Source organism: Streptomyces sp. NPDC012637 (assembly GCF_042954805.1).
GTDB lineage: Bacteria > Actinomycetota > Actinomycetes > Streptomycetales > Streptomycetaceae > Streptomyces.
The window spans coordinates 499,113-523,909 of sequence record NZ_JBIBDS010000006.1; the positions used below are offsets into that span (position 1 = coordinate 499,113).

Sequence of the window (24,797 nt, forward strand, 5' to 3'; positions counted from 1 at the left end):
CCGAACCGGGTGAGTCGATCGCGTGGCCGCGCGGGTCAGACGAGCCAGATCTCGCGGACCGCGCGCAGCGGGTCCTTCTCCGTGCGCGGGGTGGCGTCCCAGATCTTCGTCGCGCGGGTGGTCGCGGTGTACGCGGGCCAGTCCGGGCCCGGGTTCTGGTCGGTCACGAAGGCGACCCAGGCCCGGTGCACGGCGTCGGCCAGGGAGCGGGGCGGAGTCGGGCCGGCGGCGGCCCCGACGCCGTCGGCTTCGAGCAGGTCGAAGGCGAAGGGCAGGTCCAGGCAGTGGCAGGCCTGGCCGTTGACGGGTGACGGCCACTCGAACTGGTAGAGCCAGGTGGGCCGTTCACGCTCCGCGCGGGCGTCGGCGACCGCGAGGGACGGGGCACGGAAGGTGACGTCGGTCAGGGCCTGGCCGAAGTGACCGGCGGGATCGGTCTCCGCGTACGTCTCCGCGAACGCGGCGGCCCGCTCGCCGGTGAGGCCGAGGCCGCCGAGCAGCACGGGCAGCGGCGGGCCGTCCTGGCCGGGCCCGGGGACCATGTTGAACTCGTGCGCCGTGAAGCCCAGCATCAGCGGCACTCCGGCGCCCGCGTCGCCCGTCGTGAGCGCGTCCAGGACCGGCTCGGGGATGAGCTCGCCGTCGGCGAAGGGCGCGAGGGAGAGCATCGGCGGCAGTCCCTCCCTGTCGGGGCCGGGCTCCCCGAGCCGGTCCTGGAGGTCGAGCAGCTCGTCGTCGCTCAGCTCCCGGAGCGCGGCGGCCGTGGCGGGCCGGCCCGTACGGGAGGTGAAGAGGCGCGAGACGGCTCGGGCCACCTCCGGTCCGTCGGGCCGCATCACGGCCCCGGAGACCGAGAGCGCCCCACGGAACAGCCCCTGGGCCGACGGCACGGCGAGCAGGGTCTGGACGGCGCCGCCGCCCGCCGACTGGCCGGCGACGGTCACCTTGGCGGGGTCCCCGCCGAAACGGGCGATGTTGTCCCGCACCCACTCCAGGGCCGCGATCCAGTCCCGTACACCGCGGTTGTCCGGCGCGTCGTCCAGGTGCAGGAAGCCCTCGATGCCGAGCCGGTAGCCGAGCGAGACGAGCACGACACCGTCGCGGTTGAACGCGGCGCCGTCGTACCAGGGGCTCGCGGCCGAGCCCGCGACGTAACCGCCGCCGTGGATCCAGACGAGCACGGGGAGTCCGGGCCCGGCCTCCGGGCCGGCTGCGGGGGTGAAGACGTTCAGGTTGAGGACGCCCTCGCCGGGGATCGACGGCTCGGGGATGGTGGTCACGTCGGCGAACGGCCTGCGCTGCGCCGTCGGCCCGTACGCGGTGGCGTCCAGCGGCTCGGTCCACGGCTCCGGCGGCTCGGGCGCGGCGAACCGCAGCGCGCCGACGGGCGGCTTGGCGTACGGGATGCCGAGGAAGCGGCAGCTTCCGTCCGGCCGCCGCTCGCCGCGGACGGGACCGCGGGTCGTCGTGACGAGGGGGGCGTCCAAGGGGGTCTCCAGGGACATGTTGCGCCTTCCTGGCCTGGCGTGCGGCGGCCGCGTTCTCGGTGCTGTGAAACAAGGGTGACATGAGGAACTTACACGTGTCACTAGCATGGCCCAAGGTCCTCCGCCGCGTCGCTGCGTTCACCTCGGGACCGCGCCGGGTCGGCCCGCCCGGTCGGCCGTCGTTGCGGCATACCGTTTCGTCGTACCGGTTCGGCGCCCGCCGCCACGGGAAGGGAGGCGGTGTGAATGTGACTCCCCATGGCGCCGTCGGCGCCCTGATCCTCATCACGGGCGCCGCCCTCATCGCGGCCGGCGCGCTCTGGAAGGGGCGTGCGGTGCGCCCGCTGGCGCCCCGGCGTGCGCGGGCCGTCGCCTGGCGGGCGTACGCGCGGGCGCTCACGCGCTCCGCCGAGCTGGCGATCGCCTCCGCACGCGACGCGGCGGGTCGGGGAGAGCCGGCGATCGTGACGGTCGAGGACGTCATCCGGCTCGCGGACGAGCGTTTCGGCTACGAGAAGATCGCCCACGAGGACGCCGCCGCGGCCCTCCGGCAGGCGTACGAGCGCGCCGACTGCGCGGCGGACTGCGTCACGGACGCCTACAGCTCGATCCAGTAGCGGCGCTTCAGGCCGCTCCCGACTCACGGACGTCCTAGAGGACTCCTTCGTTGCGCTCGATGGTGCGGGCGGAGGCGATGTCGCCGTCGCCGCAGGTGACCAGCGCCCGGGTCAGACCGAGCGCGCGGGCCTCCGGCAGCACCGCGCCCAGTGCCCACGTGGCGCGGCCGCCGCGGCGGCGGGCGGACGTCGTAGCCGGTGCTTCCGCCCGCGCGCAGCAGGAAGTCGTCGAGCTCGGGTCGCACGTCGATCGCGCCGAGGTACGTGCCGCCTTCGGCGATCCACCAGTGGGTGGCGTGGCCCCGGCCCTCGGGCCGGCGCGGCTCGCTGCTCGCTACTCGCCCGTCGTGCCGTCGATGCGCTCGCGCAGCATGTCGGCATGGCCGTTGTGGCGGGCATACTCCTCGATCATGTGGGCGAGCACGTAGCGGAGCGAGTACGTCTCGTCGCCGCGGCTTCCGGTGACGTCGAGGGACGGGGCCTCGGCCACGATCACGCGGGCGCGGGCGCACTCCTCTCGCCAGACGGCGAAGGCCTCGTCGACGTCGGCGTCGTCCACGTCGAAGTCGGCCCGGTCGGTGGAGCCGGGCGGGGTCCACCGGCTGCGGCTGTGCTCGCCGTTGATCACGTTGCGGAACCAGCCGCGCTCAACCTCCGCCGCATGCCGGACCAGGCCGAGGAGGGAGAGGGCGGAGGGGGCTATCGCCCGCGTTCGCAGCTGGTCGGCCGTGAGGCCCGCGCACTTCATCGCCAGGGTGTCGCGCTGGAACTGCAGCATGGCGGTGAGGGTGGCCCGTTCGTCGGCGTTGCGGGGCGTCGGGCTCCGGTGATCTTGGGTCATGACCGGCATCCTGCCAGTGGGCGAGGGCGGAGGGCCGGGCATTTTGCGAGCCAACGGCCCGACGGCGACCGGTCCGACGGCGTGAGGCCCGTCGGCTACCTGCCCGACGCGACCGGACCGACGGCCTCCGTTCGAGGGGGTCCAGCCGTCCGGCTCGACAGGGTCCATCCCAGCGGCGTCCAGGCCAGCGACGTCCGGCCCAGCGGCGTCCAGGCCAGCGGCGTCCAGGCCAGCGACGTCCGGCTCAGCGGCGCTCCGGCCCGGCAGCGACCGGCCCGACGGCGACCGGTCCGACGGCGTGAGGCCCGACGGGTGCCCCTGTTCCTGCGTCCCACCGGCGCCGTGGCTGCGCCTACCGCAGGTCCGCGATCTCCTCCAGGCTCTGGAGCGGGTTCCGGAAGAGCGGGTTCAGCAGGACCGTGCCCGCCGCGACGGGCATGGTGGCCGGGCCGGCGTGGGGGCTGACGATGCGTTCCGGGTCGTCGCACACGTGGGAGAGGTCGACGGCCGTGCCCTGGATCTCCTCCAGGTAGCGGGGGTCGAGGAGGCTCGCCAGCTCGGTAACCACGACCAGGTCCGGGTTGAGCACGTCGAGCAGCAGGGCGACCGCGCGGCCCACCGCGCGCGCCCGTTCGCGCAGGAGCCGGTCCGCGCGCCGGTCCCCGGTCGCCGCCGCGTCCACCACCAGGAACGCGTCGGGGTCCGGCACGATGCCCCGGCGGTACGCGGTCTCGCCGAGCGCCCGGTTGGACGCGGTCGCCGCGAGACAGCCCGAACGGCCGCAGGCGCAGGGGGCGGTGGAGTCGGGGACGGGCAGGTGCGCCACCTCGCCGGCGGCCGAACCGGGGCCTTGGTGGACGACTCCGGCGATGCCGAGGGCCGCGTCGACGACGTTGCCGACGAAGAGGTGGACGAGGCTGCGGCGCGCCTCGGGGCGGCCGAACAGGATCTCGGACTGGGCGACGGCCCGGGCGTGGTTGTCGACGCGTACGGTGGATCCGCCGAGGCCGCGGGCGAGTTCGGCGGCGAGCGGCCGGTGGTACCAGCCGAGCGCGTCGTGCCGGACGACCCGCCCGTGGTCGGGGTCGACCCAGCCGCCGAGGGCGGCGCCGATGCCGAGGAGCGGGCGGGCGCCGAGGTGTTCGTCGAGGAAGGCGCGCAGTTCGCGCGCGACGGTCGCGGGCAGGACGCGCGGGTCGGCGCCGGCGTGCTGGACGGAGTGGCGTGCGACGACCCCGCCGCGCAGGTCCACGAGGCCGAGGGTGGACGCGTGGACGCCGAGGTGGACGCCGCCCGCGACCGGACCGCCGGTGGTGCCGAGGTGCAGGTCGACCGGGATCTGCGGGCGTCCCGGTCCGCCGGTCTCGGCGCGGTCGGGGAGTTCCCGCAGGAGTCCGTGCCGGAGCAGGTCGGTGGCCTGCCGGGAGACGGCGGCGGGGCTGAGGCCGGAGAGCCGGGCGATGGCGCTGCGGGCGAGCGGTCCGTGTTCGCGCACCGTCCGAAGAACGGTGGCCGCGTTGACTTCGCGCCGTCCGTCCCCGGCCGGCCGGGAGCCGAGCGCGGGAGCGGAGGGGGACACGGGAGCGGACGGGGAGGCGCGGGCAGACGGGGGTACGCGGGCAGACGTGGGTCCGGTCCCGGGCGCAGGGCGGGACGTGGGGCTGGGGCTCATCCGTGCCTCGTCTCGGAAGGGTGGCACTTGTTTACCGCAACCCACCGACAGCGGGAGCGGCGTCCGGGACGGGCGACCACCTCGGAACCCGCAGGCCTCTCCTAGTCGCCAGAGCCGGCGGTCGACGGTGGGACCTCGACGGCGAAGAACAGGAAGCAGGGTCTGGTCGAGAGGTCGTGGAAGGCGTCGGGGAACAGTTCGCGGGCGGCGGGGGCGGGCTGCGGCTCGGTGATGCCGGAGAGGCGGAAGCCGGCGGTGGTGAACGCTTCGGTCATCGCGTGCAGCGACTTGCGCCAGAACGTCATCGGGGCCGTACGGCCGTTGAGCGTCCACTCGAAGGAGTAGTCGGTGGTCGCGAAGTAGTCGGGTCGGGGGTCCTGGAACGTGTAGGCCACGAAGGGGTGGTCCACCGACGCGATCAGCCGGCCGCCGGGCCTGAGCACGCGCCGCAACTCGGCCAGCGTCGGACCCCAGTCCTCCAGGTAGTGCAGCACCAACGAGGCGACCACGTCGTCGAACGCACCGTCGGCGAAGGGCAGGGGCTCGCTCAGGTCGGCCAGGTGCAGGGGGACCTCGTCGCCGAGCCGCCGCCTCGCCAGTGCCAGCATTCCGGCGCTGACGTCGATGCCGGTGACGACGGCCCCGCGGTCACGCAGGGCGGCGGAGAGAGGACCCGCACCGCAGCCGGCGTCCAGGATCCGTCGGCCGGTCACGTCTCCGGCGAGGGCCAGCATCGCGGGACGCTCGTAGTACGCGTTCACGGGGCTGTTCTCGTTCTCCGCCGCGTACGCCTCGGCGAAGCCGTCGTAGTCGTTGGTCGTGCCGCCCGGTGCATCGGTCAAGTTGCCCATCGCAGCAGCCTAGTTGTCACGGGTGCCGCTCGGCGTGGCCCCCTGGCGCGGGGATTACTTCCTCTGCGAAATTAATTGCCGGACGCGGAGCATCCGCTCCCCGTCCGTCTCCCCGGCCCGAAGGGATCCGCATGCCGCCGACGAACCGCCCCAGCGTGATCGTGGTCCTCACCGACCAGCAGCGGTGGGACACCACGGGTGCGCACGGCAATCCCGCCGGGGTGACGCCCGAGTTCGACCGGCTGGCCAGGGAGGGGACCCTCGTCGAGCAGGCGATCACCCCGAACCCCGTGTGCGCGCCGGCCCGCGCGGCGCTGCAGACCGGGCGCTTCCCGACGGGAGCCGGAGTGTTCCGCAACGGACTTCCGCTCGGAGCGGAAGTACCCACGCTCGCCGATGCGTTCTCCGCCGCCGGATACGTCACGGGCTACATCGGCAAGTGGCATCTGGCGGGCGACGAGCATCCCGACGGCCCGGTGCCGCCCGAGCGGCGTGGTGGCTACGCGCGCTGGCTCGCCTCGGACCGGCTCGAGTTCACCTCGGACGCCTACCGGACGGTGCTGTACGACGAGGAGGGCGAGCCGGTACGGCTGCCCGGCTACCGGTCGGACGCGCTGGTCGACGCGGCGATCCGCTTCGTCGCCGATCACCACGAGCACCCTTTCCTGCTGTTCCTGTCCCTCCTCGAGCCGCACCACCAGAACGCCACCGACGACCACCCTGCCCCGACCGGCTACCGCGAGCGCTTCGAGGGCCGGTGGCTGCCACCCGACCTCGCCGCACTCAGCCCGGGCGCGGCACAGGGCGGCGCGCACCGCCATCTCGGCGGGTACCTGGGGCAGATCAAGCGGGTCGACGAGGGCGTGGGCCGGCTTCGCGACGGTCTTCGCAGCCTGGGCATCGAGGACGGCACCGTGTTCGCGTGGACCGCCGACCACGGCGCGCACTTCCGCACCCGCAACGGCGAGTACAAGCGCTCGGCCCACGAGGCCTCGGTCCGCGTGCCGTTCGTGCTGACCGGGCCGGGCTTCCTCGGCGGCGGGCGCATCAGGCAGCCGGTGTCCACGGTGGACCTGATGCCGACGCTGCTCGACGCCGCGGGGATCGAGGTGCCGGCGGGCGTGCACGGGCGCTCGCTGCGCCCGTTGACCGGCGGTGGCAGCGAACCCGACCGCCCCTTCTCGGTGTTCGTACAGGTCAGCGAGGACGTGATCGCCCGCGCGGTGCGCACGGACCGGTGGAAGTACGTGGTGACCGCGCCTGACGGTGCGGACGCCTGGTGCGAGTCCGCCGCGGACCGCTACCGGGAGACCGAGCTGTACGACCTGGCCGCCGATCCGTACGAGTTGGAGAACCTGGTCGGCCTCACCTCGCACCGGCAGGTGGCGGACGGTCTGCGGGACGCGCTCGGCGCCTGGCTGAAGGAGGTGGAGGGCGTGTCCCCGGTCATCGAGGCCGCCGCGCCGCGCACGCTCGACCAGCGCTCGCCGTACTCGTTCCCGAAGGACCGGGTGCCGTGGGAGGGCGTGCGCTTCGGTCACGACTGACCGGCCGAACGACCGTCCGCCGGACCGCGGCGCCCGCCGTCACGCGCAGGCCGCCGTCACGCGCAGGCCGCCGTCACGCGCAGGCCGTCGTCACTTGCGGGTGTCGTCTCGCGCGAGTCTCGTCACGCGCAGGCCGTCGTCAGGCGTCCGGCGACTTCGCGTAGTCGACGAAGCCCACCCAGTCCAGGGCCACGCAGCGTTCGTCGCCGACCACCCAGGCGTTGTGCCCGGGCTGGATCTCGTAGAACTCGCCGGGCGCCAGCTCCGCGGACTCGCCGTCGTTCATGACGACCTGCATGCGGCCGCTCACCATGTAACCGACGTGGTGGGCCTGGCAGCTGTCGGTGCCCGCGATCGGCTTGACGTGCTCGGACCACTTCCAGCCCGGCTCGAACACGGCCCGGCCGACTGCCCCGGTCTCGACGTTGAGCAGGTCCATCCTGCCCTTGCCGCCCTCGAAGGGGCGGGTCTCGTCTGCGGAGTCGAAGCTCCTGGAAACGATTCCGGTCATCGTCGTCCGCCTTCCGGCGATGGAAACGCACGGATCCCCGAGGCCTCTTCCAGGCTACGCCGCGAGGCACGGACGCACCTGGCCGTAAACCGCGTTGCCGGAGATGATCAGGCCGGGTTAGGTTGCCCGTATGACTGCCGGGTCGGCCATGGGCCGTGATCGAGAGAGGCGCCCGGCCGTGGCGTGAGCGCCGCCGGGAAGCGGGCGCGGGGTCCGCCGTGGCCGTCCGCCCCGTGGCACGCGCAGGTCGCGTGCACGGGGACCGGAGGGAACACACCAGCGCGCACTCTGCGAAAGGACCACCCGTGGCCGTAGAGCTCAACCACACCGTCATCTTCTCCCGCGACAAGCGGGCATCCGCCGAGTTCCTGGCCGAGGTGCTCGGCCTGGAGGTCGGCGCTCCCTTCGGGCCTTTCGTGCCCGTGGACACCGGCAACGGCGTCACCCTCGACTACTACGACGCCGGGGACACCGCCTTCACGCCCGGTCACTACGCGTTCCTCGTGCCCGACGAGGAGTTCGACACCATGATCGGGCGTCTGGAGCGGATGAAGGTCACGTACTACGCGGACCCGAGCCACAGCGAGCCCGGCCGGACCAACCGCCTCTTCGGCGGTCGGGGCGCCTATTTCGACGACCCCGACGGCCACAACATGGAGATCATCACGCGGCCGTACGCCCGCCCCTGACCGGGCCCGGCACCCCTGACCGTCCACGCCTTGTTGAATTCGCGGCGGACACCCTGCGGAATTGGAAGTTCCGCTCATATCCCGGGACGGTTTTCTGTACGGATCCCTTATCGGGCAGATCTACACATAAAGACCAGATAAGCGCACAATGAAACCGCGGCACCGATGCCGCAAGCGCGGTCAGACGTGCAGAACGCCAGAAGGAGGCGAGTCGTATGGCCGACGTCTCTCACCGTCCCGGCGATATCAGGGGACACCCGGACGCCTCGGAAATGCGGGACCGTTACTCCCGTATGCTCCAGACCCGGGGTGTGGCAGCGGTCGAGGAGCTGGTGATCCTCGCCGGCATCTACGCCGCGGTCTCCGCGTGGACGGTCCACTTCTCCGCCACGAAGCCGGAGCTCGCCATCAGCAACCTGGTCGTCGGCATCGCCCTCGCGGCCCTCGGCCTCTGCATGTCGATGGCCCCGGAGCGGTCCCAGGACCTCAACTTCGTGGTCCTGCTGCTCGGTGTGTGGCTGATCGTCTCCCCCTGGGTGGTCTCCAGGGACGCCGGTACCGGCGCGATCCTCAGCAATGTCATCACCGGTGCCTGCGTCTGCCTCTTCGCCCTCGTCGCGGGCGGACTGCTCATGAGCAAGAGAAGGACGTAACGATCCACCTGATCCTCTCCCAGCAGAGGTCACTCGCCGGGGTCCCCGGAAGGTCCGCCTTCCGGGGACTTCCCGATGCCAGGGGGTTCCGGCCCGCCCCGGGCCGGCGCGCGTACAGAGCCGGTCCGGCGCAATTGCGGCCGGCCGCTTGTGCACGGTGGCGCAGGACCCGCCCCGGCCGCCCCGCCTAGCCTCGCCGACACGAGGCGCGACGGCACCAACGAGGGGCGGTACCACCGGTGAACTGGCTCATCCACGACTACCGCGAGAGCGATCTCGCGGCGGTCGTCCATCTCATCGACACCACGGCCGAACTGGGCCAGGAGTCGGTCTTCTCGCTCGCCGAGTGCATCGGCGCCCTGACCTCCCGCCAGCCGGCCGTCGTCGCGGTCCACCAGGGCGCGCCCATCGGGGCCGCGCTGGCCTGCGTGGCCGGCGAGCGCGCCTGGGTGATGCGCGTGGCGATCTCCTCGGCCTGGCGCGGCCGGGGCCTGGCCAGCGCGCTGCTGGTGGAACTGGAGCGGCGCCTGGTGGCCGCGCGGGTCGCCCGTATCGCGTACGTCCTGCCCGAGGAGGAGCTGCTCGGCGAGGGGCTGCTGAACGCCGGGTACACGCGGCAGCCGGCCGTCGCCTACTTCGAGAAGGTCGAACCGCTGCACGGCCCCGCCGCCAACCTCCTCGACGACCTCGGCGGCCGGCTGCTCCCCGCCGACCTCTGGGCGAAGGTCGCCGGCATGGAACGGGAGAAGGACCTGATCGAACGGCGCGTCGTGCTGCCGCTGGCCGAGCCCGAGCGCGCCGCCCGGCACGGGGTGCGGCCGCCGCGCGCGATCGGCCTGTTCGGGCCGCCCGGCACCGGCAAGACGACCTTCGCGCGCGCCATCGCCTCCCGGCTCGGCTGGCCGTTCGTGGAGATCCTGCCCTCCCGGCTCGCCGACGAGGGGAACCTGGCGGCGGCGCTGCGCTCCGCCTTCGCCCGGATCGCCGAGCTGGAGCGGGTGCTGGTCTTCATCGACGAGGTCGAGGAGATCGCGCCCGTACGCGCCGAGCCGGTGCAGCCGGGCGGCATGCACGGGGTGACGAACGAACTCCTCAAGCTCATCCCGGGGTTCAGGGAGCGCGACGAGCGGCTCCTGGTCTGCGCCACCAACTCCATCCGGTCACTCGACCCGGCCTTCCTGCGTCCCGGCCGCTTCGACTACCTCATCCCCATCGGTACGCCGGACAAGGCCGCCCGGGCCGCGATCTGGTCGCGCTACACCGACGCGCGCCCCGAGGTCGACGTGGACGCGCTGGTCGTCGCGAGCGAGCTGTTCACGCCCGCCGACATCGAGCACGCGGCGCGGATCGCCGCGCAGAACTCCTTCGAACGCGACCTGGTGGCGGTCGGTGCCCGCACCGGTGAGGCGGTGGCGCCCGGCGCTACCACGGCCGACTACCTGGACGCGATCGGGCAGTGCCGGCCGACCGTGACGCCGGAGTTGATCGAGCAGTTCGAGTCCGACATCACCACCCACGCTCGGTTCTGACGCCGCATCAGGCCCCGCGGTCCGGCCGGGTCCGGGACGGTCCGGGACGGTCCGGCCGGCACGCGGACCGCTCCTTGTGCCTATCGTGGGGGCCCGAGGAGTGAGGAGCAGCAGGTGGAGACGGTCGAAGGACTCGCGGTCATGGCTTTCGCCGACGGCGAGGAGCTGGACGCGTGGCTGGCCGAGCACCACGGTGACACGCCGGGCGGCATCTGGCTGCTGCTCGGCCGCGCCGGCTCCGGCCTCCCCTCCCCCACCGCCGAGGAGATCCTGGACTCCACGCTCGCGTACGGGTGGATCACCGGCAAGCGCAAGTCACGCGACGAACGCGGCTACCTCCAGAAGATCACTCCGCGCCGGCCCCGGAGCCTCTGGTCGCAGGTGAACGTGCGCCAGGTGGAGGTCCTGCTCGCGGCCGGCCGGATGCGGGAGCCGGGGCTCGCGGAGGTGCGGGCCGCGCAGGCCGACGGGCGCTGGGCGGCCGCGTACCCCTCCCAGAAGGACGCGACCGTGCCGGACGACCTGGCGGGGGCCCTCGCCGCGGAGCCCCGGGCCGCCGCCGCCTTCGAGGCGCTGGGCAGGACCGACCGGTACCTGATCATCCTGAGCCTGTGGCAGGCGCGGACGCCGAAGACCCGCTCCGCCCGGATCGAGCGGGCGGTGGCACGGCTCGCGGCGGGCGGGACGGGGACCGCCGGCTGACCGGCCGGCGACGCTGGGCCCTGTCGTCACACTCCCGCCTGCCCCGCGACGCCGTGCACGCGCTCTCGCCGCACCGGGCACAAGCCCGAGTACGTCCCGTACGAGGCCTTGCGCCCGGCACGCCGAGGACACGCACCTGACGCCGCAGGGCCGCCCTCCGGGCGACGCCGGGAGATCGACGACAGGACCTAGCGGCTGCGCCGGTAGAGGACCTGGCGGGCGTCCCACTCCACGAACGACTCGGCGTGCGTCATGCCGACGGCCTCCAGGAGCCGGCGGGAGGGGGCGTTGGCCTCCTGGGTGACCGCGACGACCGTCGCCGCCTCCGTCAGGGCCCGCTCGACGGCCGCGGCGACGGCCTCGCGGGCGTACCCCCGGCCCCAGTGTTCGGGCAGGAACTGGTACGAGACCTCCGTCTCCCCGTTCCGGCCCGCCCGCTCCACCGTGACCAGGCCGAGCACCGTGCCGTCGGCCGCCCGCTCTACCGCGTGGAAACCGGGCGCGCCGACGATCCGCCGCTGCCGGATGCGGATCACGGAGTCCACCACCGGACCGCCCAGGTGCCGCCGTACCTCCGGGTCGGTCCACAGCCGCGTCACCGCCGGCAGGTCCCCGGTGCGCACGGGGCGCAGCACCAGCCGGTCCGTCACGATCGGCGCGGGGCCGAGGCCGGGGACCGGGTCGCCGGCGGGTGCGGTGCCGGAGGCGGGCGGGGAGGAGGAGGCCATACTTCGATGATGTCAGGCCCCGGGACGTACGACCCTCGGGGTAGTGATCACCGGTCTCCCGGCCGAGGCGGCGGCGGGCCGTCCGCCCATAGCGTCGCGGTCATGAGAATCGGAATCCTCGGAACGGGAAACGTCGGCCGCACGCTCGCCGACGCGTGGAACGCGGCGGGTCACGAGGTCGTCCTCGGCTCGCGCAAGCCTGAGGAGGCGGAGCCCGGGAGCGGGCGGGTGCCGATCGTGTCGACCGAGTCGGCGGTCGCGGGCGCCGACGTCGTCGTCAACGCGACGCCCGGAACGGCCTCGCTGGCGCTGCTCACCTCCGTCGGCGCGCCCGCCCTCGCGGGCAAGGTGCTCCTCGACGTCGCCGTCGGCTTCACGGCCGACGGTGACCTCTCCCATCTCGGCGAGAGCCTGGGTGAGGAGCTCCAGCGCTCCTTCCCCGACACCCCGGTGGTCAAGACCCTGTGCACCATCGACCGTCTCGTCATGGTCGACCCCGGCTCCCTGGAGGGCCCGGGCACCGTCTTCCTCTCCGGTGACGACCCGGCGGCCAAGGCCACCGTCCGCGGCCTCCTCCACGACCTGGGCTGGACGGACGACACGCTCCTCGACCTCGGCGGCATCGCCACGGCGCGCGGCCAGGAGCACTTCAGCCTGCTCTTCATCGGCATCGCCGAGGGCACCGGCACCTACCGCTTCGGACTGCGCGTGGTGATGCCGACGGAGGAGGCCGCGGCGGAAGCGCACTGACACGGCACCGGCGCCCGCACACCTGACGCCGGGCTCAGCTCAGCAGGGCCTTCAGGTCCGCCCACTGCAGTTCCATGGGCGGGTGGGTGTCGCGGGCGGTGGCCGTGTCCTTGTAGCCGCTCGAGGTGACCACGCAGACGACGGGGCCGTCCTCCTCGTCCTCTGCCGGTCCGTGGGACCGCAGGCCCGCCAGGCCGGCCGTGGAGGACAGCTCGCACCAGAGCCCCTGTGCGGCCAACTCGGCCTGTGCCTGCGTCATCTGGTGGTCCGTCACCGTACGGGCGGCGCCGCCGGTCTGGCGGAGGGCGACGACGGCGCGGTAGCCGCTGATCTCGCAGTCGATGGCGTAGGCGCCGGTCGGGCCGACCGGGACGCGCGCCGTGTCGGCGCCGGTGCGCATGGCCTCGGTGAGCGCGCCGGCGGCGGCCGGCTCGGTCGCGTACAGGCGCGGGACGGAGTCCGTGACGCCCAGCCGGGCGAGTTCCAGGAAGCCCTTCGCCACGCCGAACAGCAACTCTCCGTAGCCGGTGGGCACATGAACGGCGGCCGGGGCCCGGCCGAGATCGAGGGCGATCTCGTACGCGATGGTCTTGTAGCCCTCGGGCCCGAAGGGGTGACCGGTGTGCGCGGTGTCGGTCACGCTGCTGACCGACTGGTACCCCAGCTCGTCCACGAGGCGGCGCATGAACGGCCGTACGGAGGCGGGCGGGACGGTCAGCACGGTCGCGCCGTAGGCGCGCAGGTGGGACGCGACGGCGGGCGGCGCGAGCGGCGACGCGAAGACGACGCAGGGCAGCCCGGCACGGGCCGCGTAGGCGGCGGCCGAGGCGCCGTGGTTGCCCGAGGACGACACGACGATCCCGCGCGCGCCGGACCGCACGGCGGCGCTCACCGTGACCCGGTTGAGCCGGTCCTTGTGGCTCCAGGTCGGGTTGCGCGACTCGTCCTTGACCCACACGCCGTCGGCGAGCCGCACCAACGGCGTGTCGCCCTCGCCGAGCCCGGGCGCGTCGAGCGGCGGGAGGAGCGGAGCCCAGCGTTCCAGGCCGTGGGCGGCGGCGCGGGTGAACAGGTCGTCCGGGACGCGGTCGTAGTCGTAGTCGACGTCCAGCGGATAGGCGACGTCGTCGGTCGACGTGACCGGGTCGCCGGCCGTGAGGGGCGGCCACAGCGGATGACGGACGGCGGGGTCGCGCAGCGAACGCTGGGCGGTGGCGAGGGAGTTCATCCGCCCATCCTCCGCTGCAGCGCGGCGAGCGCTCCGGCGTGCCGGCCGGGCACGGCGCGGCGCAGCTCGACGAGCGCGGGGCCCAGGGCGCGGGCCCGCGCCGGGTCCGTGATCTGCTCCCACTGGTGGTGCGCCCGGTCCACCGCGCCCTCGACGTCCGGTTCGTCCGGACCCTGCCGCAGCCCGAGACGGGCCTGCGCGGCGGCGATCCACAGCTCGCAGCTGCGCGCCGGCTCCCCCGCGAGCCGCGCCAGGTCCGCCCGCACCTCCACCCAGTGCAGCGCCTCCCCGGACCGCGGCCCGTACCGCCGCAGCGCGTCGCTCTCCCACGCGGAGGCCATCGCGGCGGCCTCCGCGTGCCGCCCGGCCATCGCCGCGGCGAGGATCGCGGGATGCGGATCCGCTCCGCTCCCGGGCCGCGGCGGCCCTCCGGCGCCCACCCCGGGCGCCTCCACCGGCCGCGGCGGCGTCACGGCACTCTCCGCCCGCACCGCCGCCGCCTTGACGTCGGCGCGCCGCGCAGCGAGGCCGCCCTTCCGCGACGGCGCGGACGGCGCGGCTGCCGGCCGGCGGCCGGGCGCCCCGTTCGGCGGCTCCGGCGCACGTGGGGTGGCGGTCACCGCCTCGGCCTCCACCGAAGCCGGCGCGGGCACTGGCACCGGCACCGGCACCGGCACCGGCATGGGTGCGGGCGGCACCGCAGTCGCCACCGCCGGCGATTCTTCGTCAAGTCCGCTCTGCGGAGGGCCAGGCGGGGCCTGCCCTGGCCCGGGGCGCGCCTGCGCCGAGCGCGGCAGCAGGCGCCGGGTCCGCGGAGAGTCGACGACGTCGGCGCGGGCGGCGGCCGGCGGCTTCGCGACCGCGTCCGGCCCGGCCTTGACGGGCGGAGCCGGGATGGGCGTCACGGCCGCTGCCGGCGCGGCCTGGACCGGCTGGGCCGGTGCGGTTGTCACGGCCGCTGCCGGCGCGGCCTGGACCGGCGGGGTCGCCGCGGCCTGGACCGGCAGGGCCGGGGGTGTCAGGAACAGGGACTCGGGGTGGTCCGTGGACGCGGCGGCGGAGGCCTCCGCGTGGAGGACCGGGAGCGGTGGGCGTGCGCCGGAGCGCCAGAGGGTGGCGAAGTGGCGGAGGTAGTCGGGCGTCAGAAGGGGTCCGCGGCGCGGGAAGGGCGTCACGCGCGCGTAGAGCGGGACGCCCGGGCCGAGGGCCAGCGCGCCCGGCTCCGACGCGAGGCGCTGCCAGAGCTCCGGGTCGGCGGCGAGGTCGGCGACGACGTGGGTCGTGCCGGGACGGCGCGGCGCGAGCTCCGTGGTGAGCCAGTGCCAGGGAAGTCCCGTGTAGCGGAGGGTCGTCGGGGTGCTGCGGGCGAGCGCGAGGTGCGGCAGCCGCTGGCGGCGGTCGAGCTGGACCTGGCCCGCGAGGTAGAGGGCGAGCGGCCCGGGCGTGGCGGCGGCGGCGCGGAGCCGGGTGAGGACGGTCTGCGGGTCGAGCGGGTCAGCCAGTTCGACGATCGTCGCCATGTCCGCACCGGCGAGCACCCCGGCCGGTACCGCCGCGAGCGCGGGCAGCACGGACGCCGCGTCCATGGCCCGTCCCCGTCCCGCCGGTGCCGCGGCCAGCAGCACCGCCGTACCCATTGTGTTCTCCGAGTCGTTCACCACAGCAGCACCGTAACCCGTGGCCACGTGGCCGAATGTCTACTGGCTCTCTTGTGGGCCTCAGGCATATGTCAGAAGCACCACCGTATCGAGTGTTGCCAAATGGCTTACGAGGTGTCCCGGCCTGTGCGAAAGTCGTACCCGGGCTTCACTTCCCAGACTTGGCCGCGCCACGTCGCCTGCATCGGAGTACGACATGCCGTCCCATCTGTTCGCGGACCGTCCCGCCCAGCCGCCCGAGCCGGGCGCGGTGGACGCGCTGATCTCGCAGACGCGTCGGCTGCGCGGCGACGTGGACGCGGTGCGCCGGGACGCCGTGGTGGACGAGGACGACCCGCAGAACCGGTGGCAGCGCGCGCTGTGCGACCTGGCCGTGCACCAACTGGACGACCTGGGCGCGCACTTGGGGCAGCTGAAGGCGGGTCTCCCGCTGCCCGCCCCGGCGCCCTCGGACGCGTCGGCCGCCTATGCCGAGCCCCTGCTCGGCGCCATCCCCTCGCCGCGGCTGACCGGTTCGCTGCTCTCCCGGGTCGGCAGCGCCGAGTGGGACCTGCTCACCGACGACGTGCACTGGTCCGACGAGCTCTACCAGATCTTCGGGCGCGCGCGGGAGAGCGGCCCGATGTCGCTCGACGAGCTGCCGTCGATGGTGTTCGCGGAGGACCAGCCGGTGCTCCAGGCGATGGTGACCGACTGTCTGATCGACGGGAAGCCGATCGACGGCGAGTTCAGGATCGTCCGCACCGACGGCCGGGTCCGCACCGTGCACATGACGGGCGAGCCGGTGCTCGACTCCGACGGCTGCACCGCGTCCATGTGGGCCGTCTTACGGGACGTCAGCGAGCTGCGCCGCAGTGAGCGCGCGGTCCGCGAGACCCGGGACAGCCTCCAGCGCCACCAGCACATCGAGCACACCGAGCGCCGGGTGGCCGTGGAGCTCCAGGAGGCCGTGCTGCCGCCCTGGCGCGGCTCTCTGCGCTTCGCCCACGACGGCCCGGCGCCGCTCGACGTGGCCGGGCACTACCTGCCGGCCGCCACGACCGGCCTGATCGGCGGTGACTGGTACGACGCGCTGGCGCTCCCGGACGGGGACGCGCTGCTCACGGTCGGCGACCTGACCGGACACGGCGTGGCCGCGACCTCGTCGATGGCGATGCTGCTGGGCGCGCTGCGCGGCATGGCGGTGGCCGGGATCCGGCCCGGGGCCCTGATGGGGCACCTCAACCAGCTCCTGGAGACCTCCGTCCAGCCCGCCCTGGGCAGCGCGATGTGCTGCCGTTACGACCCGGCCGCCCAGGTCCTCACCTGGTCGCAGGCCGGCCACCCCGCCCCGCTGCTGTTCCGCGACGGGACGGGGCGCGCCCTGGCCAGACCCGAGGGGGTGCTGCTCGGGGCGACGACCGGCGCCGCGTACGAGGAGGCCGAGACGCGACTGCTCCCCGGCGACGTGCTGCTGCTGCACACCGACGGCCTGACCCGTGCGGCGGGCTGCCTGGACGACGACCCGGGCACGGACCGGCTGCTCGCCCTCGCTCCGCGGCTGGCCACGGCGCGGGACGCGCAGGACTGCGTCCGGTCGGTGGTGGAGGAGTTCGGCGAGGGGCCGCGCGAGGACGACGCCTGCGTGATGGTGGTCCGGGTCGGCCACTGACACGGCCTGGCGCCCGTACGGGTACGGCCCGTACGGGCGGATCACGCCGTACGGCCTCCGGCCACCGGTGTCCTTCCGGGGTGACGCGTGCGTGATGACGTGCCCCGGGTCACGGGGGCGGGCCGGCCACGGCCCTCGCCGTCCGGCCCTTCCCTTCCGTCGTTCCTCGGGCCCCGTCGCGCCCGCTCCTCACACCTCACCGGTTCTGGGGCGGTTCGCCGGCGCCTTCGGGAGGGCGGTCGCGATCTCCTCCCTCAGGTGGTCGATCTTGGTGTATCCCGCGTACTGCCCGGTCAGCCGGTACATCTCGCGGAGCCGGTCCCAGGTGCGGTGCGAGGAGGTGTCGCCCATGGAGACCAGGGCGAGGCGCGCGTAGCGGTCCGCCTGCTCGGGGTCGTCGGCGATGAAACAGGCCGAGGCGAGCGAGATGTGGTCGAAGAGCTTCGAGCGGTCGTGCCCGTTCCGGCGCAGTTCGAGGGCGAGCTTGGCGTGGCGCTGGGCCGGGACCGCGGCACCGGGGTCGTGCTCGGCCAGGGTGCGGTACGCGAGCGCCTGCATGCCGTGGAGGTCGGCCTCGTCGAAGTTCTGCATCCAGCTGGGCTTGTTCTCGCCCTTGTCGGAGACGAACAGGTCCTCGGCCTCGCCGAGGGTGCGGCGCATGGCCTGCCCGCGGCCCATCGACGCCTGTGCCCAGGCCTCGATGGTGTGGAACATGGCCCTGGTGCGCGGCAGCAGCCGTTCGCCCGAGCCCGAGGTGGCGAGCTTCATCAGGTCGAGCGCCTCGTCGGGCCGGCCGAGGTGCACCATCTGGCGGGCGGCGCGGGACAGCGCCTCGCCGGCGCGCGGCCGGTCGCCGCCCTCGCGAGCCGCGTGCGCGGCGATCACGAAGTACTTCTGGGCGGTGGGTTCGAGGCCCACGTCGTGGGACATCCAGCCGGCGAGCACGGCCAGGTTGGCGGCCACGCCCCACAGCCTGCGCTGGAGGTGTTCGGGGTGGTGGTAGGCGAGCATGCCGCCCACCTCGTTGAGCTGGCCCACGACCGCCTTGCGCTGGAGGCCGCCGCCCCGGGAGGCGTCCCAGGCGCGGAAGACCTCCACGGAGCGTTCCAGGGCCTCGATCTCCTCCGACCCGATGGGGGCGGCCTCGTAGCGGTCGTACCCAGCGGGGTCGGCGTGGAGGGGATCGATGGCGCGGGGGGCGGCGCCGGCGTGTGCGGGGTCGGTGTGGAGCCAGTCGTGCATGGCGTTGGTGAGTACGGAGCCGGCGGCAAGCGCGGCGCCCGCGCCCACCAGGCCGCGTCGGTTGAGCATGAGGTCCATTCCCGTGAATTCGGTGAGGACCGCTGCCGTACGCTCGGGCGCCCAGGGCAGCCCGTCAGGGTTGTCGTTGTTCCTGACGTCCCGCCGCTTGCCGGCGCGCCCGCGTCGTACGAACCCGAGGTCCTCGATGGTCACGACACGGCCGAGTCGCTCAGTGAACAGCGCTGCCAGCACCCGCGGCACGGGATCACGCGGGGTCTCCCCCATGTCGATCCAGCGCCGTACCCGCGAAGTGTCGGTCGCCAGCTGGGGATGGCCCATGGCCGCCGCCTGCCGGTTCACCATTCTCGCGAGTTCGCCCTTGGACCAGCCGGCCAGGCCGAAGAGGTCTGCCAGGCGGGTGTTGGTCTGTCCTGTCACGTCTAAGCCCCCAGGTTCTCGGCTGAGTTGACAGTAGCCCCCTGTCATAGGGCTGGCGACTATTCGCCATGGTTCGCCAGGGTGCGCCCGATGTTCCGCCACCCGCGCCGGGGTGTCAGGTAGGAACGCGCCACCCCGCCCCATCGACCGGCCCTCATTTTCCCCAGGGTGCGGACCGTTCGGGCGGGCGGGGCGACGCACGCAACTCGTCGGCGCACGAAGGGATCTGTCTCCTCCATGTACACAGCATCGTCCTCCGTGTCCGCCCCGCCCCGGCCGCTCCACCGCACCCTGCCGGCCGGCTCCGGACCGTACCTCGCGCCCGCTCCGGCACAGGGAGCGGTGCGGCCGAGGCGCTGGGTCGGGAGCACCGTCCAGCCGCCCAGCGGGCGAATCGACCTGTCCGGTCCCCAGGGCGCGCAGCTGCGCAAGGCCATCGCGTCCGTCCACCGGATCTGCCCCGAGTTCAACCCGGTGCAGGTGCTGCGCCGCAGCAGTCGTTCCGTCCTCATCGTCGGGACCACAGGCCGGACGACGGCGGTGGCGAAGTGTTTACTGGACCACTCCTCCGCGTGGGTCGAGCGGTTCAGGCACGAAATAGCTTCATACCGTGCGTTCGTCCGGCACCGTCCCCCGGTGCGCGCGCCGCGGCTGATCGCCGCGGACCCGGAGAACTGCACACTGGTCATCGAGCGGATGCCGGGGCGGGCGGCGGCGCTGACGCGCCACCCCGTCGAGGCCCCGCCCCGCGCGGACGTGCGGGCCGCGCTCGGCGCGATCGCCCGGCTCAACGCCTGGCGGCCGCCGGCCGGGACGTTCGACGCGCCGCTCGACTACGGGGCGCGGATCGCCCGCTATCACGAGCTCGGGCTGTTCACCGACCGGGACCGGGACGACCTGCAGAAGCTGCTGCGCGGGCTGGCGCACTCAGGTGGCAGGCAGGGCATGGGGCAGTTCTGTCACGGTGACGCCCTGCTCTCCAACATGCTGCTGTCGCCCGCGGGACCGGTGCTCGTCGACTGGGAGCACGCGGGCTGGTACCTGCCCGGGTACGACCTGGCGACGCTGTGGGCGGTGCTCGGTGACGCCCCGCTGGCGCGGCGGCAGATCAGCCAGCTGGCGCAGCAGGCGGGCCCGGCCTCCCGGGACGCGTTCCTGGTGAACCTGATGATCGTGCTGACCCGGGAGATCCGTACGTACGAGACGGCCGTACAGCGCACGATCAAGGAGGCCCCGCCGGCCGGTTCGGTGCCGATGCCCGCCGGTTCGGTGTCGCCGGGCGAGGAACAGCGGCTGCTGCTACGGCGGTTGCACGACGACTGCGCGATGGCACGGCGGGCCGTGCGCGCAGCGGTCGGGACCCGCTGAGGGACCCGACACCATGAGGGGGGTGGCGCGCCGCGCGCCCGGTGCCGACACACCGGGGCGCGGCGCTTCGTCGTGCCGTACCGGGCCTCTCATTGGTCCATGCCACTGACGCGCCGCAGGCGGGCGCACCGCCCGCGCGAAACTCTTCTCCAGCCGCTCTGACGTGGGAAATCTCCTGTGTCGACGGGTGATTGACGGATGGTCCGGAAGCCGCTACCCCTGTACGGGTTCGGTTCCGCACGCCCCTGTTCCCGGTCCTCACCCGTTCCTGGAGGCTGCCTTGCTCCGTTCCACGTTTCTCAGACGTGCCGCGCCCGCCGTCCTGCTGCTGCCGCTGCTGACCGGGGTGCCGTCGGCCACCGCCGGAGAACCCGAACCCGGCTCGCTCCAGGAGCAGTTCGCGGTGGCGGCCGAGCGGCACCGGGTTCCGCGGAGCGTGCTGCTCGCCGTGTCGTACCTGCAGTCGCGCTGGGACGCGCACGGCGGCGCGCCGAGCGTGACCGGCGGCTACGGTCCGATGCATCTGACGGACGCGGTGACGGCGCTGGCCGACGCACCGCACCACTCGGACGGTACGGAGGACGCGCGCGGTGACGGGGCGCGGGCGCCGCGGCTCGCCGCCGGGGTCCCGGCGCCGACGGCGGAGGCGCTGCCGGCGCGGCTGCGGACGCTGGAGCGGGCGGCCGGGCTGACCGGGCGGTCCGCCGAGGAGCTGCGGACGGACACCGCGGCGAACATCGACGGGGGCGCGGCGCTGCTCGCCGAGGCCCAGCGTGCGGCGGGGCTGCCGGCGAGCGCGGACCCGGCCGACTGGTACGGGGCGGTGGCGCGCTACTCGGGCGCGGACGACTCGGCGACGGCGGCGGCGTACGCGGACGACGTCTTCGACGTGATCCGTACCGGCGGCTCCCGGACCACGGACTCCGGGCAGCTGGTGACCCTGCCGGCCGATCCGGCGGTCGCCCCGGCCACCGGTCAGGTCGCCGCGCTCGGGCTGCGGGCGTTGGAGAAGGGTCCGGTGGAGTGCCCGGAGTCGGTGGCGTGCGAGTGGGTCCCGGCGCCGTACGAGGAGTTCGGGGACGGCGACTACGGCAACCACGACAAGGCGGACCGGCCCGTGTCGCAGTCGGTCGACTACATCGTGATCCATGACACCGAGGCGGACTGGAAGACCACCCTGAGGCTGGTCACGGATCCGACGTACGTGTCGTGGCAGTACTCGCTGCGTTCCTCGGACGGGCACGTCGCGCAGCACCTGGCGCTGAAGGACGTGGGCTGGCACGCGGGCAACTGGTTCGTGAACGCCAAGTCGGTGGGTCTGGAGCACGAGGGCTTCCTGACCTCGCCGGACTCCTGGTACACGGAGGCGATGTACCGCTCGTCGGCGCGCCTGGTGCGCTACCTGGCGAAGCGGTTCGACGTCCCGCTGGACCGGCAGCACGTGCTCGGCCACGACAACGTGCCGGGCACGACCGCGTCGACGATCAAGGGCATGCACACGGACCCGGGTCCGTACTGGGACTGGGCGCACTACTTCCGGCTGCTCGGCCGTCCGCTCACGCCGAGCGCGGGCCCGGACGCCGGGGTGGTGACGATCCGCCCGGACTACGCGTCGCACCGGCCGGTGTACACGGGGTGCGTGAAGGCCGGGGAGGCGTGCGCGCCGCACGGGAGCGGTGCGGTGCGCCTGCACACCGCGCCGAGCGCCGACGCGCCGCTGGTGAAGGACATCGGACTGCGGCCGGGCGGGCAGGACTCGACGACCGGGGTGAACGACACGGGGGCGCGGGCCTCCACCGGCCAGAGCTTCGCGGTGGCGGAGCGGCGGGGCGACTGGACGGCGATCTGGTACCTCGGGCAGAAGGCGTGGTTCCACAACCCGAAGGAGGAGCCGACGGCGGTGAACGCGCGGGGCCTGCTGCTCACGCCGAAGGAGGGCGTGGCGTCGGTGCCGGTGTACGGGCGGGCCTATCCGGAGGCGTCGGCGTATCCGGCGGGGGTTCCGGTGCAGTCGGTGTCGCCGCTGCCGTACCGGCTGCTCGCGGGGCAGCGGTACGTGGTGGGCGACCGTACTCCGGGCGAGTACCTCTTCGCACCGACGTTCGACACTTCGGTTCACCGGGTCGTACGCGGCCAGGAGGAGTACTACGAGATCCAGTTCGGCCATCGAGTGGCCTTCGTGAAGGCCGCTGACGTGCAGGTTTCCCAGGGCTGACGGAAGGGCGGCGGAAACCTTTCGGTCGCCGGCGGTCCGTGGCGCGAGCCGCGGTACGTCGGCGGCTCGTCGTGCTCGTATGACTATTCCGGTGTTCGCGTGGGGCCAGGGTGCCACGGGTAATGCTCGGCCGGACGAACGCCCGACGCTCACCGAGAGGCCTCCCTGGCATGGCTCAGCCCTTCGTTCTGCCGGATTTCTACGTCCCGTATCCGGCGCGGCTCAATCCCGGTCTGGAGGCGGCCCGCGCGCACACGTGCGCGTGGGCGCGGGAGATGGGGATGCTGGAGGGCTCCGGCGTCTGGGAGGAGGCGGACCTCCGGTCCCACGACTACGCGCTGCTCTGCTCGTACACCCACCCGGACTGCGATGAGGAGGCGCTGTCCCTCGTCACCGACTGGTACACCTGGGTCTTCTTCTTCGACGACCACTTCCTGGAGGTCTTCAAGCGCACCCCGAACCGGCCGGCGAGCAAGGCCTACCTGGACCGGCTTCCGCTGTTCATGCCGGCCGACCCGACGGCCGGCATGCCCGAACCGACCAATCCGGTCGAGGCCGGTCTCGCCGACCTGTGGCGGCGGACGGTCCCGTCGATGTCGGAGGCCTGGCGCATGCGGTTCGCCGAGGCGACCGAGCATCTGCTGTACGAGTCCCTGTGGGAGCTCGACAACATCAACGACGGGCGGATCGCCAACCCGCTCGAGTACGTCGAGATGCGCCGCAAGGTGGGCGGCGCGCCCTGGTCGGCGGGCCTCGTGGAGTACGCGGCGGGCGCCGAGGTGCCCGAAAAGGTGGCGCACTCCCGGCCGTTGCGGGTTCTGCGGGACGCGTTCTCGGACGCGGTGCACCTGCGCAACGACCTCTTCTCGTACCAGCGTGAGGTCGAGGACGAGGGCGAGAACAGCAACGGGGTGCTCGTCCTGGAGAAGTTCCTCGGCTGTTCGACGCAGGAGGCGGCGGACGCGGTCAACGACCTGCTGACCTCGCGGCTCCAGCAGTTCGAGAACACGGCGCTCACCGAGGTCCCGGCGCTCTGCGCGGAGCACGGCCTCGGCCCGGCGGAGGCCGCCGCCCTCGCCGCGTACGTCAAGGGGCTCCAGGACTGGCAGTCCGGCGGGCACGAGTGGCACATGCGCTCCAGCCGCTACATGAACGAGGGCCTGGTGACCGGGACTCCGGCCGCCGGTCCGGGGCTCGGGACGGCGGTCCTCGACATCCGCAGCCTGTTCGGTCGGCGCCAGGCGGAGAGCCGGTCGCGCACCCTCACCCATGTGCCCCACCAGAAGGTGGGCCCCTCGCTGCTGCCCGACTTCGACCTGCCGTATCCGCTGTCGCTGAGCCCCCACTACAAGGAGGCCGGGCGCCGGTCGGTGGACTGGGCCGAGCGCATGGGGCTCCTCGAGGGGGTCTGGGACCGCCCGATGCTGGAGGGCTTCGACTTCGCGCTGTGCGCGGCCGGACTGGATCCGGACGCCACCCCGGAGGAGCTGGGGCTCAGCACCGAGTGGCTGACCTGGGGCACGTACGCGGACGACTACTACCCGCTCGTCTTCGCACGCTCACGGAACCTGGCCGGCGCGAAGGAGCAGAACGACAGGCTCACGGCCTGCGTCCCGCTGGACGATCCGGCCGCCGGGGCGGCGGCCGCGGTGAGTCCCCTCGAGCGGTCGCTGGCCGACCTGTGGGCGCGTACCGCCGGTCCGATGACGGCGGAGGCCCGGGCCCAGCTCCGTACCGCGCTCCTCCTCATGCTCGACAGCTGGCTCTGGGAGCTCCACAACCTGTCCCAGCACCGGGTGCCCGACCCGGTGGACTACGTCGAGATGCGCCGCACCACCTTCGGTTCGGAGCTGACGATGCTGCTCTGCCGGCTGCGGCACGCCGAGGTGCTGCCACCGGAGATCTACCGCTCGGGCACCGTGCGCGCCCTGGAGAACTCCGTCTCCGACTACGCCACGCTCCTCAACGACCTCTTCTCGTACCAGAAGGAGATCGAGGTCGAGGGAGACGTGCACAACGGCGCGCTGGTCCTGCAGAAGTTCTTCGACTGCGACTACCCGACGTCGGTGGCGATGGTGGACGACCTGATGCGGGGCCGGCTGCGTCAGTACGAACACCTGAAGCGCCACGAAGTGCCCTTGCTCTGCGCGGACTTCGGACTGGACACGAAGGGCCGGGCGGCCTTCGATTCGTATCTGCGGGAGTTGGAGGACTGGCTCGCGGGAATCCTCAACTGGCACCGCAGCGTCCGTCGTTACCACGCGGACAGTGTCCGTTCGGGGTCCGGAACGCCCTTGCGGTGGCAGGTTCCGCAGGGCCTCGGGACGTCGGCGGCGCGGCTCGCCCCGGCACACCGCCCGCTCGTGCCGTGAGGTCGCCGGAGCCCGCCCCGGGGTCCCGGGGCGGGCTCCGGCGACGAC

General features: G+C 73.5%; 20 protein-coding genes. 11 read left to right on the plus strand and 9 right to left on the minus strand.

Going from position 1 to position 24,797, the window contains the following annotated elements; genetic code table 11:
- Positions 1–35 precede the first annotated feature (35 nt).
- Entirely contained in the window at positions 36–1,505 is a 1,470-nt protein-coding gene (locus tag ACFY8W_RS25345) for a carboxylesterase family protein (RefSeq protein ID WP_391109354.1), read from the minus strand.
- Between the two features lie 230 nt (positions 1,506–1,735).
- On the opposite strand from ACFY8W_RS25345, the gene ACFY8W_RS25350 reads away from it, so the two are divergent.
- The gene (locus tag ACFY8W_RS25350) at positions 1,736–2,104 is read left to right on the plus strand and encodes a hypothetical protein (RefSeq protein WP_391109357.1); all 369 of its coding nucleotides are present in this window, start codon (positions 1,736–1,738) and stop codon (positions 2,102–2,104) included.
- Between the two features lie 334 nt (positions 2,105–2,438).
- On the opposite strand, the gene ACFY8W_RS25355 is transcribed toward ACFY8W_RS25350, so the two are convergent.
- From ACFY8W_RS25355 to ACFY8W_RS25365, 3 genes are all read right to left on the minus strand, one after another.
- Positions 2,439–2,945, minus strand: coding sequence for a DinB family protein (locus tag ACFY8W_RS25355; protein ID WP_391109360.1), 507 nt, complete (start codon positions 2,943–2,945; stop codon positions 2,439–2,441).
- A 352-nt stretch (positions 2,946–3,297) separates the two neighbouring features.
- The gene (locus ACFY8W_RS25360) at positions 3,298–4,617 is read right to left on the minus strand and encodes an ROK family protein (protein WP_391109363.1); all 1,320 of its coding nucleotides are present in this window, start codon (positions 4,615–4,617) and stop codon (positions 3,298–3,300) included.
- Positions 4,618–4,718: 101 nt separating this feature from the next.
- Positions 4,719–5,468, minus strand: coding sequence for a methyltransferase domain-containing protein (locus ACFY8W_RS25365; protein ID WP_391109366.1), 750 nt, complete (start codon positions 5,466–5,468; stop codon positions 4,719–4,721).
- A gap of 131 nt (positions 5,469–5,599) precedes the next feature.
- Here ACFY8W_RS25365 and ACFY8W_RS25370 point away from each other — a divergent pair, with 131 nt between their 5' ends.
- Positions 5,600–7,015, plus strand: a complete 1,416-nt coding sequence (locus tag ACFY8W_RS25370) for a sulfatase-like hydrolase/transferase (RefSeq protein ID WP_391109368.1) — start codon at positions 5,600–5,602, stop codon at positions 7,013–7,015.
- A 139-nt stretch (positions 7,016–7,154) separates the two neighbouring features.
- Here ACFY8W_RS25370 and ACFY8W_RS25375 read toward each other — a convergent pair whose 3' ends face one another.
- Positions 7,155–7,526, minus strand: a complete 372-nt coding sequence (locus ACFY8W_RS25375) for a cupin domain-containing protein (RefSeq protein WP_391109371.1) — start codon at positions 7,524–7,526, stop codon at positions 7,155–7,157.
- A gap of 305 nt (positions 7,527–7,831) precedes the next feature.
- Between ACFY8W_RS25375 and ACFY8W_RS25380 the strand changes: the two genes are divergently transcribed.
- The 4 genes from ACFY8W_RS25380 (at position 7,832) to ACFY8W_RS25395 (ending at position 11,099) form a co-directional block, all read left to right on the plus strand.
- Positions 7,832–8,215, plus strand: a complete 384-nt coding sequence (locus ACFY8W_RS25380) for a VOC family protein (RefSeq protein WP_391109374.1) — start codon at positions 7,832–7,834, stop codon at positions 8,213–8,215.
- Positions 8,216–8,526: 311 nt separating this feature from the next.
- Positions 8,527–8,868, plus strand: a complete 342-nt coding sequence (locus ACFY8W_RS25385) for an SPW repeat protein (RefSeq protein WP_391109377.1) — start codon at positions 8,527–8,529, stop codon at positions 8,866–8,868.
- A gap of 239 nt (positions 8,869–9,107) precedes the next feature.
- Positions 9,108–10,397, plus strand: a complete 1,290-nt coding sequence (locus tag ACFY8W_RS25390) for a GNAT family N-acetyltransferase (RefSeq protein WP_391109379.1) — start codon at positions 9,108–9,110, stop codon at positions 10,395–10,397.
- Positions 10,398–10,538: 141 nt separating this feature from the next.
- Positions 10,539–11,099, plus strand: coding sequence for a YdeI/OmpD-associated family protein (locus ACFY8W_RS25395; protein WP_391109683.1), 561 nt, complete (start codon positions 10,539–10,541; stop codon positions 11,097–11,099).
- Between the two features lie 188 nt (positions 11,100–11,287).
- Here the strand turns inward: ACFY8W_RS25395 and ACFY8W_RS25400 are convergent, their stop codons facing one another.
- Complete coding sequence (locus ACFY8W_RS25400) at positions 11,288–11,827, minus strand: GNAT family N-acetyltransferase (protein WP_391109382.1); 540 nt, start codon at positions 11,825–11,827, stop codon at positions 11,288–11,290.
- A 102-nt stretch (positions 11,828–11,929) separates the two neighbouring features.
- On the opposite strand from ACFY8W_RS25400, the gene ACFY8W_RS25405 reads away from it, so the two are divergent.
- Positions 11,930–12,577 carry an NAD(P)-binding domain-containing protein gene (locus tag ACFY8W_RS25405; protein ID WP_391109385.1) on the plus strand — a complete coding sequence of 216 codons (648 nt, stop codon included), beginning with the start codon at positions 11,930–11,932 and terminating at the stop codon, positions 12,575–12,577.
- A gap of 34 nt (positions 12,578–12,611) precedes the next feature.
- Here ACFY8W_RS25405 and ACFY8W_RS25410 read toward each other — a convergent pair whose 3' ends face one another.
- Positions 12,612–13,805 (minus strand): pyridoxal-phosphate dependent enzyme, encoded by a 1,194-nt coding sequence (locus ACFY8W_RS25410; RefSeq protein WP_391109387.1) that lies wholly within the window; start codon positions 13,803–13,805, stop codon positions 12,612–12,614.
- Positions 13,802–15,466 (minus strand): hypothetical protein, encoded by a 1,665-nt coding sequence (locus tag ACFY8W_RS25415; protein ID WP_391109390.1) that lies wholly within the window; start codon positions 15,464–15,466, stop codon positions 13,802–13,804. The genes ACFY8W_RS25410 and ACFY8W_RS25415 overlap by 4 nt, the downstream gene beginning before the upstream one ends.
- 193 nt (positions 15,467–15,659) lie before the next feature.
- Between ACFY8W_RS25415 and ACFY8W_RS25420 the strand changes: the two genes are divergently transcribed.
- Positions 15,660–17,114 (plus strand): SpoIIE family protein phosphatase, encoded by a 1,455-nt coding sequence (locus ACFY8W_RS25420; RefSeq protein ID WP_391109393.1) that lies wholly within the window; start codon positions 15,660–15,662, stop codon positions 17,112–17,114.
- A gap of 189 nt (positions 17,115–17,303) precedes the next feature.
- Here the strand turns inward: ACFY8W_RS25420 and ACFY8W_RS25425 are convergent, their stop codons facing one another.
- Positions 17,304–18,794 (minus strand): hypothetical protein, encoded by a 1,491-nt coding sequence (locus ACFY8W_RS25425; protein WP_391109396.1) that lies wholly within the window; start codon positions 18,792–18,794, stop codon positions 17,304–17,306.
- Positions 18,795–19,031: 237 nt separating this feature from the next.
- Here ACFY8W_RS25425 and ACFY8W_RS25430 point away from each other — a divergent pair, with 237 nt between their 5' ends.
- The 3 genes from ACFY8W_RS25430 to ACFY8W_RS25440 all read left to right on the plus strand — a co-directional run bounded on the left by ACFY8W_RS25430 (position 19,032) and on the right by ACFY8W_RS25440 (position 24,749).
- A complete protein-coding gene (locus ACFY8W_RS25430; RefSeq protein WP_391109398.1) occupies positions 19,032–20,162 on the plus strand; it encodes a phosphotransferase in 1,131 nt (376 codons plus the stop codon).
- Between the two features lie 280 nt (positions 20,163–20,442).
- The gene (locus ACFY8W_RS25435; RefSeq protein ID WP_391109400.1) at positions 20,443–22,377 is read left to right on the plus strand and encodes an N-acetylmuramoyl-L-alanine amidase; all 1,935 of its coding nucleotides are present in this window, start codon (positions 20,443–20,445) and stop codon (positions 22,375–22,377) included.
- A gap of 170 nt (positions 22,378–22,547) precedes the next feature.
- A complete protein-coding gene (locus ACFY8W_RS25440) occupies positions 22,548–24,749 on the plus strand; it encodes a germacradienol/geosmin synthase (RefSeq protein WP_391109403.1) in 2,202 nt (733 codons plus the stop codon).
- Positions 24,750–24,797 lie beyond the last annotated feature (48 nt).

Excerpts from the sequence above, each read along its gene's own strand:
- ACFY8W_RS25345 (WP_391109354.1), bottom strand. The coding sequence starts at position 1,505 with ATGTCCCTGGAGACCCCCTTGGACGCCCCCCTCGTCACGACGACCCGC.
- ACFY8W_RS25410 (WP_391109387.1), bottom strand. The coding sequence starts at position 13,805 with ATGAACTCCCTCGCCACCGCCCAGCGTTCGCTGCGCGACCCCGCCGTC.
- ACFY8W_RS25405 (WP_391109385.1), top strand. The coding sequence starts at position 11,930 with ATGAGAATCGGAATCCTCGGAACGGGAAACGTCGGCCGCACGCTCGCC.
- ACFY8W_RS25395 (WP_391109683.1), top strand. The coding sequence starts at position 10,539 with ATGGCTTTCGCCGACGGCGAGGAGCTGGACGCGTGGCTGGCCGAGCAC.
- ACFY8W_RS25430 (WP_391109398.1), top strand. The coding sequence starts at position 19,032 with ATGTACACAGCATCGTCCTCCGTGTCCGCCCCGCCCCGGCCGCTCCAC.
- ACFY8W_RS25375 (WP_391109371.1), bottom strand. The coding sequence starts at position 7,526 with ATGACCGGAATCGTTTCCAGGAGCTTCGACTCCGCAGACGAGACCCGC.
- ACFY8W_RS25365 (WP_391109366.1), bottom strand. The coding sequence starts at position 5,468 with ATGGGCAACTTGACCGATGCACCGGGCGGCACGACCAACGACTACGAC.
- ACFY8W_RS25400 (WP_391109382.1), bottom strand. The coding sequence starts at position 11,827 with ATGGCCTCCTCCTCCCCGCCCGCCTCCGGCACCGCACCCGCCGGCGAC.
- ACFY8W_RS25370 (WP_391109368.1), top strand. The coding sequence starts at position 5,600 with ATGCCGCCGACGAACCGCCCCAGCGTGATCGTGGTCCTCACCGACCAG.
- ACFY8W_RS25355 (WP_391109360.1), bottom strand. The coding sequence starts at position 2,945 with ATGACCCAAGATCACCGGAGCCCGACGCCCCGCAACGCCGACGAACGG.
- ACFY8W_RS25420 (WP_391109393.1), top strand. The coding sequence starts at position 15,660 with ATGCCGTCCCATCTGTTCGCGGACCGTCCCGCCCAGCCGCCCGAGCCG.
- ACFY8W_RS25360 (WP_391109363.1), bottom strand. The coding sequence starts at position 4,617 with ATGAGCCCCAGCCCCACGTCCCGCCCTGCGCCCGGGACCGGACCCACG.
- ACFY8W_RS25440 (WP_391109403.1), top strand. The coding sequence starts at position 22,548 with ATGGCTCAGCCCTTCGTTCTGCCGGATTTCTACGTCCCGTATCCGGCG.